The sequence below is a fragment of the Pedobacter nyackensis genome, assembly GCF_032678475.1.
In the GTDB taxonomy this organism is placed as follows: domain Bacteria; phylum Bacteroidota; class Bacteroidia; order Sphingobacteriales; family Sphingobacteriaceae; genus Pedobacter; species Pedobacter nyackensis_A.
Map to the genome: position 1 here is coordinate 263,746 of NZ_JAVTSF010000003.1, position 15,940 is coordinate 279,685.

14 protein-coding genes are annotated in these 15,940 nt (G+C 39.7%); 8 read left to right on the plus strand and 6 right to left on the minus strand.

Annotated features, from left to right (window positions below; translation table 11 throughout):
* Positions 1-49 precede the first annotated feature (49 nt).
* On the plus strand, positions 50-622 hold the full coding sequence (locus R2Q84_RS12130) for a YceI family protein (protein WP_316816807.1): 573 nt from the start codon (positions 50-52) through the stop codon (positions 620-622).
* Positions 623-673: 51 nt separating this feature from the next.
* Positions 674-1,501, plus strand: a complete 828-nt coding sequence (ygiD, locus tag R2Q84_RS12135) for a 4,5-DOPA dioxygenase extradiol (protein WP_316816808.1) — start codon at positions 674-676, stop codon at positions 1,499-1,501.
* Between the two features lies 1 nt (position 1,502).
* Here ygiD and R2Q84_RS12140 read toward each other — a convergent pair whose 3' ends face one another.
* Entirely contained in the window at positions 1,503-2,903 is a 1,401-nt protein-coding gene (locus tag R2Q84_RS12140) for an aldehyde dehydrogenase family protein (protein WP_316816809.1), read from the minus strand.
* A 120-nt stretch (positions 2,904-3,023) separates the two neighbouring features.
* Between R2Q84_RS12140 and R2Q84_RS12145 the strand changes: the two genes are divergently transcribed.
* The 5 genes from R2Q84_RS12145 (at position 3,024) to R2Q84_RS12165 (ending at position 7,951) form a co-directional block, all read left to right on the plus strand.
* Positions 3,024-4,232 (plus strand): FAD-dependent oxidoreductase, encoded by a 1,209-nt coding sequence (locus R2Q84_RS12145; protein ID WP_316816810.1) that lies wholly within the window; start codon positions 3,024-3,026, stop codon positions 4,230-4,232.
* 12 nt (positions 4,233-4,244) lie between these two features.
* Complete coding sequence (locus R2Q84_RS12150; RefSeq protein ID WP_316816811.1) at positions 4,245-6,596, plus strand: prolyl oligopeptidase family serine peptidase; 2,352 nt, start codon at positions 4,245-4,247, stop codon at positions 6,594-6,596.
* A gap of 152 nt (positions 6,597-6,748) precedes the next feature.
* Positions 6,749-7,381 (plus strand): peroxiredoxin, encoded by a 633-nt coding sequence (locus R2Q84_RS12155; protein WP_316816812.1) that lies wholly within the window; start codon positions 6,749-6,751, stop codon positions 7,379-7,381.
* Positions 7,382-7,391: 10 nt separating this feature from the next.
* Positions 7,392-7,700: a thioredoxin family protein gene (locus R2Q84_RS12160; protein WP_316816813.1), complete on the plus strand. Its 309-nt coding sequence runs from the start codon at positions 7,392-7,394 to the stop codon at positions 7,698-7,700.
* Positions 7,700-7,951, plus strand: a complete 252-nt coding sequence (locus tag R2Q84_RS12165; protein WP_316816814.1) for a DUF6952 family protein — start codon at positions 7,700-7,702, stop codon at positions 7,949-7,951. Before R2Q84_RS12160 ends, R2Q84_RS12165 begins: the two co-directional genes overlap by 1 nt.
* A gap of 80 nt (positions 7,952-8,031) precedes the next feature.
* On the opposite strand, the gene R2Q84_RS12170 is transcribed toward R2Q84_RS12165, so the two are convergent.
* From R2Q84_RS12170 to R2Q84_RS12190, 5 genes are all read right to left on the minus strand, one after another.
* Positions 8,032-10,620: a phosphoenolpyruvate carboxylase gene (locus tag R2Q84_RS12170; RefSeq protein ID WP_316816815.1), complete on the minus strand. Its 2,589-nt coding sequence runs from the start codon at positions 10,618-10,620 to the stop codon at positions 8,032-8,034.
* A gap of 232 nt (positions 10,621-10,852) precedes the next feature.
* Positions 10,853-12,400: a DHA2 family efflux MFS transporter permease subunit gene (locus tag R2Q84_RS12175; protein ID WP_316816816.1), complete on the minus strand. Its 1,548-nt coding sequence runs from the start codon at positions 12,398-12,400 to the stop codon at positions 10,853-10,855.
* A gap of 3 nt (positions 12,401-12,403) precedes the next feature.
* A complete protein-coding gene (locus R2Q84_RS12180; RefSeq protein WP_316816817.1) occupies positions 12,404-13,447 on the minus strand; it encodes an HlyD family secretion protein in 1,044 nt (347 codons plus the stop codon).
* Positions 13,448-13,468: 21 nt separating this feature from the next.
* The gene (locus R2Q84_RS12185; protein ID WP_316816818.1) at positions 13,469-14,785 is read right to left on the minus strand and encodes a TolC family protein; all 1,317 of its coding nucleotides are present in this window, start codon (positions 14,783-14,785) and stop codon (positions 13,469-13,471) included.
* Positions 14,782-15,420, minus strand: coding sequence for a TetR/AcrR family transcriptional regulator (locus R2Q84_RS12190; RefSeq protein ID WP_316816819.1), 639 nt, complete (start codon positions 15,418-15,420; stop codon positions 14,782-14,784). Before R2Q84_RS12190 ends, R2Q84_RS12185 begins: the two co-directional genes overlap by 4 nt.
* A 318-nt stretch (positions 15,421-15,738) precedes the next feature.
* Between R2Q84_RS12190 and R2Q84_RS12195 the strand changes: the two genes are divergently transcribed.
* Positions 15,739-15,921 carry a hypothetical protein gene (locus R2Q84_RS12195; protein ID WP_316816820.1) on the plus strand — a complete coding sequence of 61 codons (183 nt, stop codon included), beginning with the start codon at positions 15,739-15,741 and terminating at the stop codon, positions 15,919-15,921.
* Positions 15,922-15,940: the final 19 nt, after the last annotated feature.

Below are 15,940 nucleotides of genomic sequence, written 5' to 3' on the forward strand. Positions count from 1 at the left end.
ATTAAGGCTGTGATTCGTTATAAGTTTGTAACTTATAAAGTCAAAGATTATGAAAAAAGTATTTTTATTCCTGGTTGCGGTATCAATCAGTGTTGCGTCGTTCGCACAAACAAAGTGGACAGTAGATCCCATGCATTCATTTGTGAACTTTTCTGTGAAACATATGGGAATATCGTTTGTTGATGGTTCATTTAGGAAATTCGACGGTTCGGTTGTCGCTTCAAAAGCAGATCTGACGGATGCGAAAATTAATTTTACAGTAGATGTAAACAGCATTAATACCGGCGTAGAAATGAGAGATAATCACCTTAAAACAGATGATTTCTTTAATGCAGAAAAATATCCGGCAATGACTTTTGAAAGTGCAACTTTCAAAAAGCTTAAAGGAAATACTTATGCCTTAGCAGGAAAGCTGACAATCCGTGATGTCACTAAAAATGTGGTGTTTGCGGTAACTTATGGTGGGACTGCTAAAGATCAACAAGGGAATACAAAGGCAGGTTTTACGGCTACGACAAGCGTTAACCGTCTGGATTATAACATTAAGTTTGATCCGACTGGAGCAGGTGTAGGAAAAGATATTAAAATTACTTTAAACCTGGAGTTTACTCAGGCGAAGTAATTAGACCAACTGGGCTGTCTGTTTTCAGTCGGCCCAGTTAACATTACTATTATGTCAAATTTATCTCAATTCAACAATTTTACAGGAGGTTTATCCTATCAGGATACACTCATGCCGGTTTTGTTTATTGGTCATGGTTCACCAATGAATGGAATCGAGGATAATGAGTTCAGTGTTACGTGGGCTGGTCTTGGGAAGGATATTCCAGAGCCTAAAGCCGTTGTTGTTGTTTCGGCTCATTGGTTTACTAAAGGGACGCATGTAACAGCCATGGATTTTCCCAGAACAATACATGATTTTGGGGGCTTCCCGCAGGCTTTATTTGATGTGCAATATCCTGCGCCGGGGGATCCTAAGCTGGCTTTGGAAACTGCCGGGCTGATCCATAGTGCGGAAGTGGGACTTGATCATGACTGGGGACTTGATCATGGCGCCTGGACTGTTGTAAGGCATATGTATCCAAATGCCAATATTCCTGTTTTACAGTTAAGTATTGATTATACTAAAGACGCGACCTATCACTACAACCTGGCTAAGGAACTTTATGAGTTGAGAAAAAAGGGCGTTTTGATATTAGGAAGCGGCAATATGGTTCATAATCTAAGAATGATGAGTTGGGAGATGATTAATGGGGGTGGGTATGACTGGGCGCTGGAAATGAATGATAAATTCAAGAACCTGATCATGAATCATGAACACCAGCAATTGGCCGGTTATCGGAATCTGGGTAGCGCAGCTATGTTGGCTATCCCTACACCGGAGCACTATTTGCCCCTGATGTATACGCTTGGCCTGCAAAATGAGCGGGAAAGTGTTTCCTTGTTTAATGATAAGGCCGTTGGAGGTTCTTTGACAATGACCTCTGTAAGGATCGGTTAGGCTACATCAGTTTTTTAAGTAATTTTAACACCCATGATTTCCCTTCATAGGGTGGATAAATCATGCTGCTCATGTTCATTGCAGACTGGAAAACAACAGCTCTTTCGTGGGAGAAGGTTTTGAATCCGAAAATGCCATGACAACTCCCCATTCCACTGCTGTTAACCCCACCGAAGGGCAGTTTTGGATTAGAGATGTGGATCAGTACATCATTTACACAGGTGCCTCCGGCAGAGGTATTGTTAATGATGTGACGTGTATTTTTACTGTCTTCACTAAAGATGTATAAAGCCAGGGGTTTGCTTTTACTGTTTACTGTCGCAATTGCATCGTCGACGGTTTTATAGGTGATGATTGGTAAAACCGGACCAAATATCTCTTCATTCATAATGTTTGCCGCTGAAGGCAATTGAGTTAGGAGTGTAGGGTTGATAGTTTGAGATACTTCCTGTGTTTCTCCTCCATACGATATTTTCGCGCCTTTTGAGGTTGCATCTTCAATTAATGCTACAATTCTCTTAAAGTGTTTTGGATTGATGATTTTTGCGTAAGCGTCCTCATTAATTTGCTGGTTGTTTTTAAAAAATAGTCTTTGTGTAGCTTCACTGTAAGCTTTTATAAATTCTTGTTCTTTGTGTTCCGGGACCAAAATATAATCAGGAGCGATACAGGTTTGCCCGGCATTGACAAGTTTCCCCCATGCAATTTTTTCAGCGGCGTTACTGATGTTTGCACTTTGGTCTATTATGGTTGGAGATTTACCACCAAGTTCGAGTGTGACTGATGTTAAATGTTTGGCTGCGGCTTCCATAACTATTTTACCAATAGCTGGGCTTCCGGTAAAAAAAATATGGTCGAACGGTAAATTCAGTAAGGTTGTAGATACTGTTACATCGCCTTCAAAACAACATATTTCCTGCTCTTCGAAGCATTCTTTTATAATTTTGCTAATTATTTGACTTGTTGAGGGGCTTAATTCGGACGGTTTTAATATAGCGCAGTTGCCAGCAGCTATAGCAGATAGCAGTGGGCTCATCATCAACTGAAAAGGATAATTCCATGGTGAAATGATAAGGCAGGACCCTTTTGGTTCGTAGTAGATTCTGTTTTTTGCCATCAGGCTCACCATGCTTTTACCGACCCGCCGAGGTCTCATCCATTTGCCCAGGTTTTTTATTGCAAAGTCAATTTCTCCATAAATAAATATTACTTCGGTTACAGCGGCTTCGAAGTGGCTTTTTCGCAAATCATTTTGTAAGGCTTTATAAATACTGCTTTCATTTTTTTCTATTGAGGCTTTTAGAGTTTTTAATTTCTTAATTCTTTGTGCTGCATTAGTGTTTCTAAGCGTATATTTATATTGTTGTTGGGCTTCAAAAACTGAATTGATCGTTTGCGTCATGATGGTGTATTAAGCAGGATTAATTTGTTAAAATACGTTAAATGATTTTATCTGTTATCAATTTGTCTATTAACTAAAGTCATTTAATCGATATTGCAGACCAATATTTAAATATACAAAATGAAAAAGGGATTATTTATTGTTTTCTTTATTTCGGTATTTACACAGATTGCTGAAGCGCAAACGATTAAGACAGGTGTGCTGGTTATTGGTAATGGAAGTAACGCAGTAGGTGCGGGGATTCAATCAGCGGTATCGGGGGTAAAAACCACCATGCTGATTCAGGAATCCGGGTTTATTATTTCTCCGCCAGATAAAAATATCAATTCAGGACTGGAGGCTGATTTTTTGCAGCGGATGCGTTTGGCAAGTGGGCTCAAGGATAGTACAAGCAAAGTTTACGTGGATGGTTCCAGTGCAAATGCGGTGCTTAAAAGCTGGACAGATAGCGTAAAAAATCTTACTGTGATACGGAGTGTAAAATGGTCAAGGATTAAAAGATCAGGGAATAACTGGAATGTATTATTGGAAGATGGACGGACAATTAAAGCAGAGGTAATGGTTGATGCTGATGCAAGCGGAAATGTAAGTGATGCTTTAGGCTTGTCTTCGAGGGATACAAAATTGTGGCAGGCGTTCAATTACAAGAATAGTCTTTATCGCCTGAGTGTGGGCGGAGGCTATGAGATGAACAATACGACTGCAAACTTTATCCCATTATTTAATTTTCTGATACCGGAACAGGAAAACCTGATTGCTTTAGATAGAAGGTTTGGAAGTATGGCTGAAGGTCAGGCTGGGGGGGCGACGGCGGCATATGCTGTTTTTTTTAGAACAAAAACTTCTCAGGCGGTTTTAAAGCCTATTCAGAAGGAATTAATCAATTATAAGTTGGCGGTAATTCCTTTCGCTGATATAAATCATGGGGACAAGAACTGGAGTCCGATTCAATACGTAGGCTTAACAGGTTTTTTGAAAGCTGTTTTTGTAAATGGGACTGCGAATTTTATGCCCGAACAGACGGTGTCTACAACAGAAGTAAAAGAACCTATAAAGGAATTCTATTATAAGGCACAGATATGGTTTGACGATTATAAAGAGGATAAAATGACTTTAGGTGCCGTTTTGAATATGATCTGTATGGTTGGGAATAAGGCTCTGGAGAATACAACAAATGAGGTTAAGAAGAAATGGAAAACGCAGTATCATTTTGAGAAGGATTTTGATTTGAATAGAGAGGTAACCCGTCGGGAATTTGCGGTTTTGGTTGACGAATATATGAGCCCCTTTAATGTGAATGTTGATAGAAATGGTCGGGTTATCAGGTAAATTGAAATACTAATGAGACAATTTTTTTTATTTTCTTGCTTACTGATCTCGTCCGCAAAGGCACAGCAGCTGGCTCCGTTGACTGTTGAGAAAATTATGCGTGATCAAAAGTGGATTGGTGTTTCGCCTTCAGGCTATCGATGGGCGGCAGATAGTAAAACTGTTTATTTTGACTGGAATCAAGAAGGTAAAGAGAAGTCGGAGCTCTATGGATTGGATGTTTATTCCGGTAAATTAAAAAAGGAAGACAGAAAGCTAGCAGATAAGGCTGTAGGTCTTGCTTACAGATATAATGCAGACCGGACATTAGGTGTAGCCGAAAAAGAAGGAGATCTTTATTTTTATGATGTAAAAAGCAAAAAAAATATACGCCTTACGAATACATCTGATTACGAAAGCAATCCGTACTTTTTAAGGAACGGGTGTGTGGTTTTTCAGAGAGGAGAGAACGTATTTGAACTTGATTTCAAGACGTCGGAACTTAAGCAGTTGACGAACTTTATCCGTGGAGTTAAGCCCGCTTCAGACAAAGACCTTTCTGATCCGCAAGGTGCTTGGTTAAAAAAACAGCAAACTGAGCTATTTGACATCATCCGAGGTCAGAAAAAAGAACAGGACTTGCTTAAATTAAAAGAAGGAAAGAGGGATAGTACTCAAATTGCTAAAGAGATTTTTATAGGAGATAAGGAGCTTGGAGATGTGGTGGTTAGTCCCGACGGAGGGTATATTTCTTATAAGCTTAGTACAGGGGCGGAAATCAAGAAAAATACAATTGTTCCAAACTATGTTACTGCATCTGGTTACACTAAAAATCTGGCTACCAGGACTAAAGTCGGAAGTTCTTTCGCTATTTCAGAGAACCATGTTTATGATGTTCGTAAAGATACAGTTTATGTTGTTCGCATTGATGGAATTCCGGGTGTTAAGGATCTCCCTGATTATGTAAAGGATTATCCTGCTGAGCTGGACTTGCGAAAGCAAAAAAATGCGGACAGGGGTATTGATTTGGCAGGGCCGTATTGGAATGAGAAAGGGACTGCTGCGGTAATGATAGCATTGGCACAGGATAATAAAGACTTGTGGTTGTTAAAACTGGATGCTGCAACGGGAAAAATGGTGTGTATTGATCGGCAGCGGGATGAGGCCTGGATTGGTGGACCGGGAGTAGGTGAGCTGGGCTGGTTGGATGCAGATAGGGTTTATTATAGGAGTGAGGCAAGTGGTTATGCTCATATTTATTCTGTCAATGTAAGTACTGGTGAAAAAAAGCAGCTGACCTCTGGTAATTGGGAGGTGCAGGAGCTGCAACTTTCTAAGGATAAGAAATGGTTTTACTTTAAGGCCAACAAGGTGCATCCGGGGGTCACTCATTTTTATAAACTTGGTGTTAATGGAGGAGGTCTGGAGCAGCTTACTACGATGAAAGGCGGAAATGATGTTTTGCTTTCGCCGGATGAAAAGTGGCTTGCCCTTAATTACTCCTATATGAACAAACCCTGGGAACTTTACTTGCAAGCGAATAAGCCCGGTGCTAAAGCGCTAAAAATCACCAGTTCTACATCAAAAGAATTTAATTCGTACCCCTGGCGGGAGCCGGATATGGTTGTTTTTAAAAACAGGTATGGTGATGATGTTTATGCGAGGGTATATCCGGCGAGTACCCCTCATCCAAATCGTCCGGCAGTTGTTTTTGTACATGGTGCGGGATATTTGCAGAATGTACATTATTGGTGGAGTCAGTATTCCCGGGAGTACATGTTTAATAACTTGTTGGCTGATAACGGGTATACGGTAATAGATATCGATTATACCGCTAGTTCTGGATATGGAAGAAACCATAGGACGGGAATTTATCGTCATATGGGAGGAAAGGACTTGACAGATCAGGTGGACGGCGTGAAGATGCTGGTTGATAAATATGGTGTGAATCCTAAGTATGTAGGCCTGTATGGTGGTTCTTACGGTGGTTTTATTACTTTGATGGCTCTGTTTAAGGAGGGGGATGTTTTTAAAAGTGGAGCGGCCTTGCGGTCGGTAACGGATTGGGCGCATTATAATCAAGGTTACACTTCAAATATTTTGAATGAGCCTTTTAATGATGAAAAGGCCTATAAACAAAGTTCTCCAATCTATTTTGCTGAAGGATTTAAAGGAAGTTTGCTGATGTGTCACGGTATGGTTGATGTAAATGTTCACTTTCAGGATGTGGTCCGCTTGTCACAGCGCCTGATTGAGCTGGGAAAGGATAATTGGGAATTGGCTGTTTATCCTGTAGAGGATCATGGTTTTATCGTGCCGAGCAGCTGGACAGATGAGTACAAGCGGGTATACAAACTATTTGAAGAAACGTTAAAAAATCCATAGACGGAAACTAATTCTTGTTTTGTTGTTATAGATACGCTCTATATGCGTATCAAGATTAAGTATGTGTTATATCTTGAATTTGGTTGCTTTTGAAAGGGGATAGCCTTACCTTTGCACTGTCAAAAAAAGAACAATAAATACAAAAAATAATTATGGCAATAGTAGGTAAAAAATTCCCGAGTGTTAGTATTGATGCAATGTCCGAAATGGGCGACGATTTAAAGATCAACGTATTTGAAGAGGCTGTAAGCAAAGAGAAAAAAGTTTTATTATTCTGGTATCCAAAAGATTTTACTTTTGTTTGCCCAACTGAACTACACGCTTTTCAGGCTGCATTGCCTGATTTCGAAAAAAGAAATACAATAGTAATTGGTGCTTCATGCGATACCAACGAAGTTCATTTCGCGTGGTTGAATACAGCAAAAGATAATGGTGGTATTGAAGGGGTAACTTATCCTATTTTAGCAGATACACACAGACATTTAGCTAATATCTTAGGTATTGTTGAACAAGATGTTGAATATGATGAGGAAGGAAATGAATCATTCACTGGTTCAAATGTAACTTACAGAGCTACTTACTTAATTGATGAAACTGGTAAAGTTTTCCATGAGAGCGTTAACGATATGCCAGTAGGTAGAAATGTAAAAGAATATTTGCGCTTAATTGATGCTTATGCTCACGTTCAGAAACATGGCGAAGTTTGCCCTGCTAACTGGGAAGAAGGTAAAGAAGCAATGAGTGCTAACAGAACTGGCGTTGCAGAATACCTGAGCGCTAACTAATCAAAAAAATATGTTTTTAGAATTAACAGAAGATAACCTTCAGCAGTATGTTGCGGATAACAACAAGGTGATGGTTCAGTATGCCGCATCATGGTGTGGAAACTGCAGGATCATGAAACCAAAGTTCAAGAAACTGGCGGCTGAAAACGAAGATGTTGCTTTTTTAATTGTGGATGCTGAAAAACTTCCTGGATCCAGAAAGCTTGCAAACGTTGATAATTTACCAACTTTTGCTGCTTTTGAAGGTGGAGCCTTGGTTGATCAGGTTCAAACGAACAAAGCAGAAGTATTAAGCGAATTATTTAATAAAATAAAATAATGAAGATTCCGGTTATAAGACAGCTATTCCAAAATAATACGCCTGAAAATCTTGAAGCAACTTTAACTGTGTTAGAAGCTTTTTGTGAATTCAGAGGCGTAAGTGAGGAAGAAATTGATGTGGCGGGCGAATTAATTACCAATATCTGCGGTGCACTTGAAGTGCATGAAAGTGTTAAGGCAGGTGCACTCGAAAAGGATGCATTGAATGCTTTTGGACAAAAGGTAATGGGCTCAATTGATAAACATTAATTTAGTTATTACATGAAAAAGGCGACTCAATTGGGTCGCCTTTTTTATTACTGAGATTTCCGATATACACCGGGTTCTCATTATGCCAGGTTTCGGCCTGCATTTACGATGCCATACACCGTTCTTATGGCTAGTTTTTCATAAGACTGTTGCTCTTCATCGGTTATTTCCGTTTGCAATTGCTCAAGAGCATAGTGTTGAATGAGTACAAGAGGGAGAACAATTTTCTCTCTCACGGCAATAGAGGTCTTCTCGACAGGGTAATTCTCCATTAAGGCCTTGTGGCCCGACAACTTCAATAACATCTCCTTAGAGAGCTTAAATTCGTCGTACAGCATTTTCCAGAATGCTCCATATTCTTTGTCATTTGCGAAATGAGCAGTGATAGAAAAATCGGATTTGCTCATAGACATCATACAGTTGTCGATGATTGTCTTGAAATAGCCTGATTCCTGATAAGTTTTAACCACTTTATCCCAGTTCCCCTGGTCTGCCTGATTTTTTAAGGCAGTTCCCATTCCGTAAAAGCCGGGAATATTTTGTTTCAACTGACTCCATGCGGTTACAAAACTAATTGCCCTGAGGTCTTCCAGTTTTAATGCTCCGCCGGAATTGCGTTTCACTGGTCTGCTGCTGATGGTGATCTTCGACAATAAAGTTAGGGGAGAGAATTTCTCCAGATAACTTAAAAACAATGGGTGCTGACGCAAGGATACAAAAGACTCATAACTTTCTTTTGCCATTACATCAAGCAGGTTTTTGTGTAGTGGGTCGAGTAGAATATTGTGTGTTTCTTTGATCCCCGCTGATATCCCTGCATTGATCAGTTGTTCAATGTTGAATTCAGCACTGTCGATTGAACCATATTGTGAACTTATGGTTTGTCCCTGCACGGTCAGCTGTATGTTTTTATTGGCAATTTCCTTACCCATGGAAGCATAGAACCTGTGTGTTTTACCTCCTCCGCGCGAAGGTGGGCCACCACGGCCATCAAAAAATGCAAGTTGTATATTATGCTGATTAGCCGTTTCTGTTAAGGCTACCTTGGCGTTAAAGATCGACCAGTTTGCCATTAAATAGCCGCCATCTTTGGTGCTGTCAGAGAAACCTAGCATGATATGCTGTTTATTTCCTCTTCTTTTCAGGTGTTTTTTGTAGAAAGGGTGTGAATATAGTGTATTCATGATTTCCGCTGCATCAGCAAGGTCATGTACTGTCTCAAATAGTGGTACAAAGTCCATTGACAGATCGTTTTCATCCCATCCGTTCCAAAGGAACAGCTCTATAAGCTGAAGAATATCACTTGCCTGCTGACAATTGCTAATGATGAAACGGTGACAAGCCAGTTCTCCGCTACTTTCCTGGATCTGTTTGATTTCAGCGATAGTTTGTAGTGTATCATCTACAAGCGGATTACTAGTTTCAGTATAGTTTAATTTGGCGCTTTTAAAGGATAAGTTTTTGATCTTATCTGCTTCGGAAAGGCTGTCGTAATCTTCGGGGAATAGGGAAACGATAGGTTTACTTTGACGGCAGAAAGCGTGTACATCTCTTAACACACGACTGTCTTGTCTGATGTCTAGAGATGCAAAATGACTGCCGTAAAGTTCTACTTTACGGATCAGGTCTGAGGCCAGATCGGCAAATAATCCATCATGGTCTTCGTTTAATGTCGTCAGGATCTTATTAAGATTTTCAATTAAAAAGTCTGAGATGTTCTCCATTGCGATGTTTGGATCGAAGGCATTTTTATAGAGCACATCTTGTACCGTTGCAATAGGATCTTCAACTCCTCTGAAGGTAATACGGCGCTTAAGGTTTCTAAAGTCGCGGTAGTAACAACGGAATAGGATCTGGCGGAGCATTTTAGAAACCTGTATCGTAGAATCGGTATGTACATTTGGGTTGCCGTCACGGTCGCCACCAGGCCAAAAGCCTAATTCTATGATCTTTTTCGATTGCAGATTATAGTCATTCAGACTTTTATCTACTTCTGACTGAATATTTGCTGCTGCAAAGTAAAATACATTTTCAAGATACCAGGCCAGGCTTAACGCTTCATCAACAGGTGTTGGTGATTTTTTGTTAAAGAAAGGTGTTTTTCCTAACTGTTGCAGTAAGAGGTTGATCGTTGTGATGTCATTGGTCTTAATGGCGGTAGTAAGGTCGGTTATGATAGAAAGTACGCTGCCAGGATAGAACTGGGTAGGGTGTGCTGTTAATACAAGACGAAGTGAAAACTCGTCGATCAGCTTTTCAATCTTATCATTCAGTGCTTTATTATCTATTCCCTTTTTGAGGTAAGATAACAGTGCATTGTGTTCGTCGGCTGCATTTAGTTTGTTAAATGAAGCATCTTCCACGGCATCAAACAATACAACCTGACGCTCTATATATTGTATAAAACGAAAAAGAAGATCAATAATGTCTTTGTTTGAGTGGTTCTGCGTGTACTTCTTGAAAAACACATTAATAATTTCTGCTGGGGTGTCGTGGTTATTAACCCCATCTTCACAGTACTTAATAAAAAGTGGTAATAAAGTACCGGTGTCTTTAATCTTGTAAAACGGAAGGGTTAGGAAAAGGCTATTATAAAGTTCGAACCGGGATACAACTTCATTATTAAATATAGACTCTCTCTGACCTTTTGCTCGTTGTTTCTGCATCATAATTTAGGCGAAATATTTTCGCGCTTAAAATACCAAAAATGATTCAGAAAGAGTCTAATAGAGGGGTAAATTATTTTGATTTATTTACGAAAACGATTAACTTAGGGGTATAGAGATTCATAAAAGTCTTTAAAAGGAATGTGCATATTGAAGCTGAGAAGTGATGATATGCAGTTTAATTGTTATTTTTTTGGGGTAAATCGGCCGTTAGAGAAACTAACGGCCGATTTTATTAATGGAGATCTGCAGGAACAACAACGTTCTTTTTGAATTTCTGAAGATATAACAATGGGATTGAGCAGAGTAGTACGAGTCCGGCAACCCAATAGGCATCACTATAGGTTAACAACAGGGATTGTTTGGTGACAGCACCATCAATTGCTTTCGCTGCCAGTGTTTTAGCATCCAGATAAGTATAACCCTTTGCCATAAAGCTATTTACAAAGCCATTGAATCGTTCTGTGAAGGCGGGATTGTATTCGTTTACATTGACCAATAGGTTGCTGCGGTGGAAACCCTGGCGTACATGTATGAGTGTTGTTAACGCCGCGATACCGAAGGAGCCACCTAATTGTCTCATCATGTTGTTTAGGCCTGAACCTTGTCCGATTTCGGCTCCTTTTAGATCCTGTATAGCCAGTGTGGTTAACGGAACGAAAAGTAACGCCATGCCTACGCCTCTAATCATTAGAGGGAGAAAGAAATCTCCTGTTCCGGACTGTAGGGTTGATTTGCTCAGCATTGAACAGAAAACAAAGAAGAGAAACATACCTATTGTTGCCATAAACTGAGCAGGAATGTTCTTCTTTAGCATGATGCCAATAAAAGGCATCATAACAATAGTGCATAGTCCACCCGGAAATAGAAGTTCGCCAGTTTGAAGTGCAGAGAATCCAAGTAAATTCTGACAGAAGACAGGGAATACGAATACAGATCCATATAGTCCAAATCCTAAGATAAATGAGGTGAACATTCCTACGGAAAAGCTGCGGTGACGCATAATTTTAAAGTTAACAATGGGATGGTCTGTACTTAATTCTCTCCAGATAAACAAGAGTAGGCCAAGTACTGACGTTACGGCCAGCGCTGTTATATATGGAGTGGCAAACCAATCCTCACTTTCGCCTTTTTCCAATACTGTTTGTAAACTTCCCACTGCTACAGCAAGTAAAACGATTCCCCACCAGTCTACTGGCATTCCCTTTCCATCCTTTGGTGTTTCCCTGACAAAGGTGTAGGTACAATATGCGGCTAGAATTCCGACAGGAATGTTTACAAAGAATATTAATGGCCAGCTGCTGATTTCGAGTAAATATCCGCCTATTGTAGGACCAACAGTTGGCCCCACAACAGCGCCAAGCCCAAATAGGGCTGTGGCAATGCCCACGTCTTCCCGGGGCCATGTTTCAATCAATATAGCCTGTGCCGTAGAGATTAAGCCTCCTCCTGCCAATCCTTGTAAAATACGAAATGCAATGAGCTCTTCAAGATTCGTTGCATTTCCGCAAAGGAAAGATGCAATAGTAAAGAGGACAATAGAAAATAAGAAATAATTTTTGCGACCGAAGCGACTGCCTAGCCATCCTGACATGGGTAATACAATTACGTTTGCGACAGCATACCCGGTAGATAGCCAGGCTACGTCTTCGAGCGTTGCCCCCAGATTACCTTGTATTTGAGGGATTGCGACGTTTACGATGGTGGTGTCAATCAGTTCCAATAAGGATGCTGTGATCACGGTAAAAGTGATAATCCACTTTTTTAAACCTTTCTCGGCCATTTTTTAGTCTTTTATTGAAACAGAAACCTTAACGCTCATTCCAGGACGTAGCTTTTCAAGGATTTCTTTCTGGGCTTTGGTTATTTTTATTTTTACAGGGATCCGCTGTACTACTTTAACAAAATTTCCGGTTGCATTATCGGGAGGAAGTAGTGAGCCTTTTGCACCAGTAATAGGAGCGAAGTTGTAAACTTCTCCTTCTACATCCTGATCTGGGTAAGCATCCACCTCTATTTTAACCTTTGATCCAGCTTTTATGTCTTCCAGTTGCGTTTCTTTAAAGTTTGCAGTAACATAGATACTATTGTCGTTTACAATTGAAAACAGTGATTGTCCTGCCTGTATCAACTGACCTTTCTGGATGTTCTTTTTAGAGATGATACCCGAAGTAGGGGCTTTAATTTCTGTATAAGATAGCTGAAGTTTAGCAAAATCTACATCGGCCTGACGTTGTGTTACTCCAGTGTGGCTTACCGCAAGTTGTGATTGTGTGGTGCCGACTTGTTTTACAGCGGCATTGTATTGGTCATTTGCAGCAGTAAACGCGGCTTGAGCGGATTCTTTTTGTGCTTTAGCCTGATCAAATTGTTGCTGTGTAATTGAGCCGTCTTTTACAAGGTTTAGATATCTGTCGTAATCTTTTTGCGCAAGATTCAGTTTTACCTTAGAAGCATCTATGTTTGCCTTTGCAGTGCTGGTATTAGCTGCGGTGGCTGCAATCTGAGATTCTGAAACACCAACCCCTGCACTAGCCCCTTTTTGGCCGGCCATTGCCTGCTCTAATTTTATCTTGTAATCGCTATCGTCTAGTTTAACAAGGATATCACCTTCTCTGACTTTTGTGTTTTCTTCAAATTTGATATCTTGTACATATCCACCGACACGGGCTACTACCGGGCTGATGTCCCCATCAATTTGTGCATCATCGGTGTCGACATGTTTACTGTAGTAAATGTACTCTTTAATACCAAATATACCTCCCAGTATGATGAGCACGCCTAATATGATTGGGATTACTTTATTCTTTTTTTTCTTTTCAGTTGTCATTGCCTAATTTGTTATAGTATTTTATTGAGAAATTTTTCCGGTAGATTTTAATAGGGTATAATAGGCCAGTCCAGCATCAGCTTTAGCTAGTTCTAAGTTGATTTTAGCTTGATACAGCAAGGTTTCCGCATCAATTCTATCTATTGCTGACGCAACGTTGTTCTTGTATTTGGACGCTAATAATTTATCGTTTTCCGTAGCCTGTGTAATGGATGTTTCCAGCACTTTTATTTTGTTTAGCGATAACTGGTAATTCTGGTAATTTCTGTTGATTTCCGTTTTTACCTGATCAGAAAAGATCTCTTTCTGTAATCCTATTTCTTTTTGCTGAATTCTCGCGTCGGTAACCTTGTGTTTGTTTGTCCATAAGTTCCCAATATTCCAGGAAACATTTGCTCCCAAGGTCATAGGCATAATATACTGATCTGTAGAGGGTATAAATTTGCCGCTTGGATTGATGTAGTACAGATTTGCGCCTACGCCAACAGTAGGTAAGGTGTTGGCTTTGACAGATTTTATATTAACGTCTGCCACCTTATTTTGAAGGTCAAGTTGCTTTAGTTCCTGGCGACCATTGAACCCCATATCAAGATAATTACTTAATGGGGTTGTCGCTTTCAAAGCTACATCAGGTTCTGTAATTTCGATTTCCGTATTTTCGTTTAAGCCAAGTAAAATATCGAGGTTATAATTGATGATTTTACGGTTGTTCTCCGCTTCCATGTCGGTAAGTAATACATTAGCCTGCTGAAGCTGAAATCTCAACACATCATTTTTGGTAACGATTCCTTGCTCGAAAAAGCGTTTGGATTGCTTTAACTGGCTGTCTATAGACTCAAGGTTTTGAGCAATTACTTTTTTACTCTGAATCACTTTGAACAGGGAGTAATAAGTATTGATTATTGCGTAGCTGATTTCTTCTTTGTCTTTATCTGCATCCAGACGTGCAACCTCAGTTAGCAGTCGGGTCGATTCTTCAGCATATTTTAGTTTACCGCCCCCGTAGATGAGTTCCTCTACAGATGCTGTACCTACAAAGGCGTCTGCACGTTTAGGTAAGTGGATGGGATCTCCTCCTCCGATTGAGAGGCTGTTGGTTGGAATTTCCGCATGATTGTACAAAAAAGATACTTTTGCGGTGGGCAATACATTGTCTTTTACTATATTAAGTTTCGCAATCGCTTCATCTACTTTGTTTTTTGACAGCTTTAAATTTTTGCTGTTTTCTACGCCAAGCGCTATAGCTTCCTGCAGGCTTAGTTTTTTATGGTCCTGGGCATAAAGAATTCCAGGTACAAGAAAAGTTAACAAGCTTAACTTGATTGATTGATTTATCATTTTTTTGTTTTAGATTCTTGAATTGGTGTTAAATAGACGATGATAAGGTCTTTTAAGTGAGCAATTAATCGTTCTGTGATAAGCGCCCTGTCTGCTGTATTATTAATATCAAGTGTAGTACCGTAAGTAATTTTAGATGGGGAGATGGCTACATTGCTGATCGTGCCCATTATTGTTGCGATAAGCATTCTTACGTCTACATCCCTGAAACTTCCATCAGCAATTCCATTATTGGCTATTTCTTCAATTACCTTTAGGTTTTCGGCCATTGAATTCTTTATCTTAAAAAACATTTCCGGACGGTGGGGTAGGGACAACTCACGGTGCATCATTTTATGAAAACCATGATTAGAAAGAATTCTGGTCGCGTAACCTTCAATTACTTTCAAAAGTTTTTCCATTCCGGATAAGTTATCCTGGTTTATGATTGTAAGCTGTAGTCTGAAATCCGCAATTCTTTTGCTTATTATTTCCATAAATACACCTTCTTTAGACCCGAAGTAGTAATTGATCATTGCCATATTTGCTCCGGCTTCTTTCGCGATGTGCCGGGTTGAGGTAGCTTCATAGCCTCGTTCGCAAAATAGCTTCTCTGCGGCTTCAAGAATGCTTGATTTCTTATCTGCTTTTTCCATTTGATAATTCCTAAGGCACAAAATTAATCAATCGATTGAACAGACGACAGTAAAAGTGTCAGCGCTTAAAATAATTTACGATATGCTGACAAGCAGACACGATTTTTAATGGTTATTTTTTCGTCTTGCAGACAAGATTTCAATACCAGGGAATCTAAATCAGGATGAAACAGGTATGTTGTAGCATAGCATTTTATTCTTATTAAAGAGGTAGCGGTCCCGATGTGTATGAAGATTAAATGGGGCGCTTGGGTAAATAAGGTTTAATATTTGGATACAGATAAAATAAATCAATATCTTTGGAGCCTAAGAATTAATATGATGATTAAAGAAGATAACAACAGTTTGGATTGGGTTTACTACATTTTAGGCCTGTTTTTTGGAATTTTAACTGCAGCAATTATAACTGGTAGCTTTGGCTGGTCTATACTAGGTGGAATTATAGGGTTCATATTTGGTGCTATTTTCTTAAACGGAATCGTTAAAGGACGTCAGTATTAATCTCAATCATTTAGCCGAC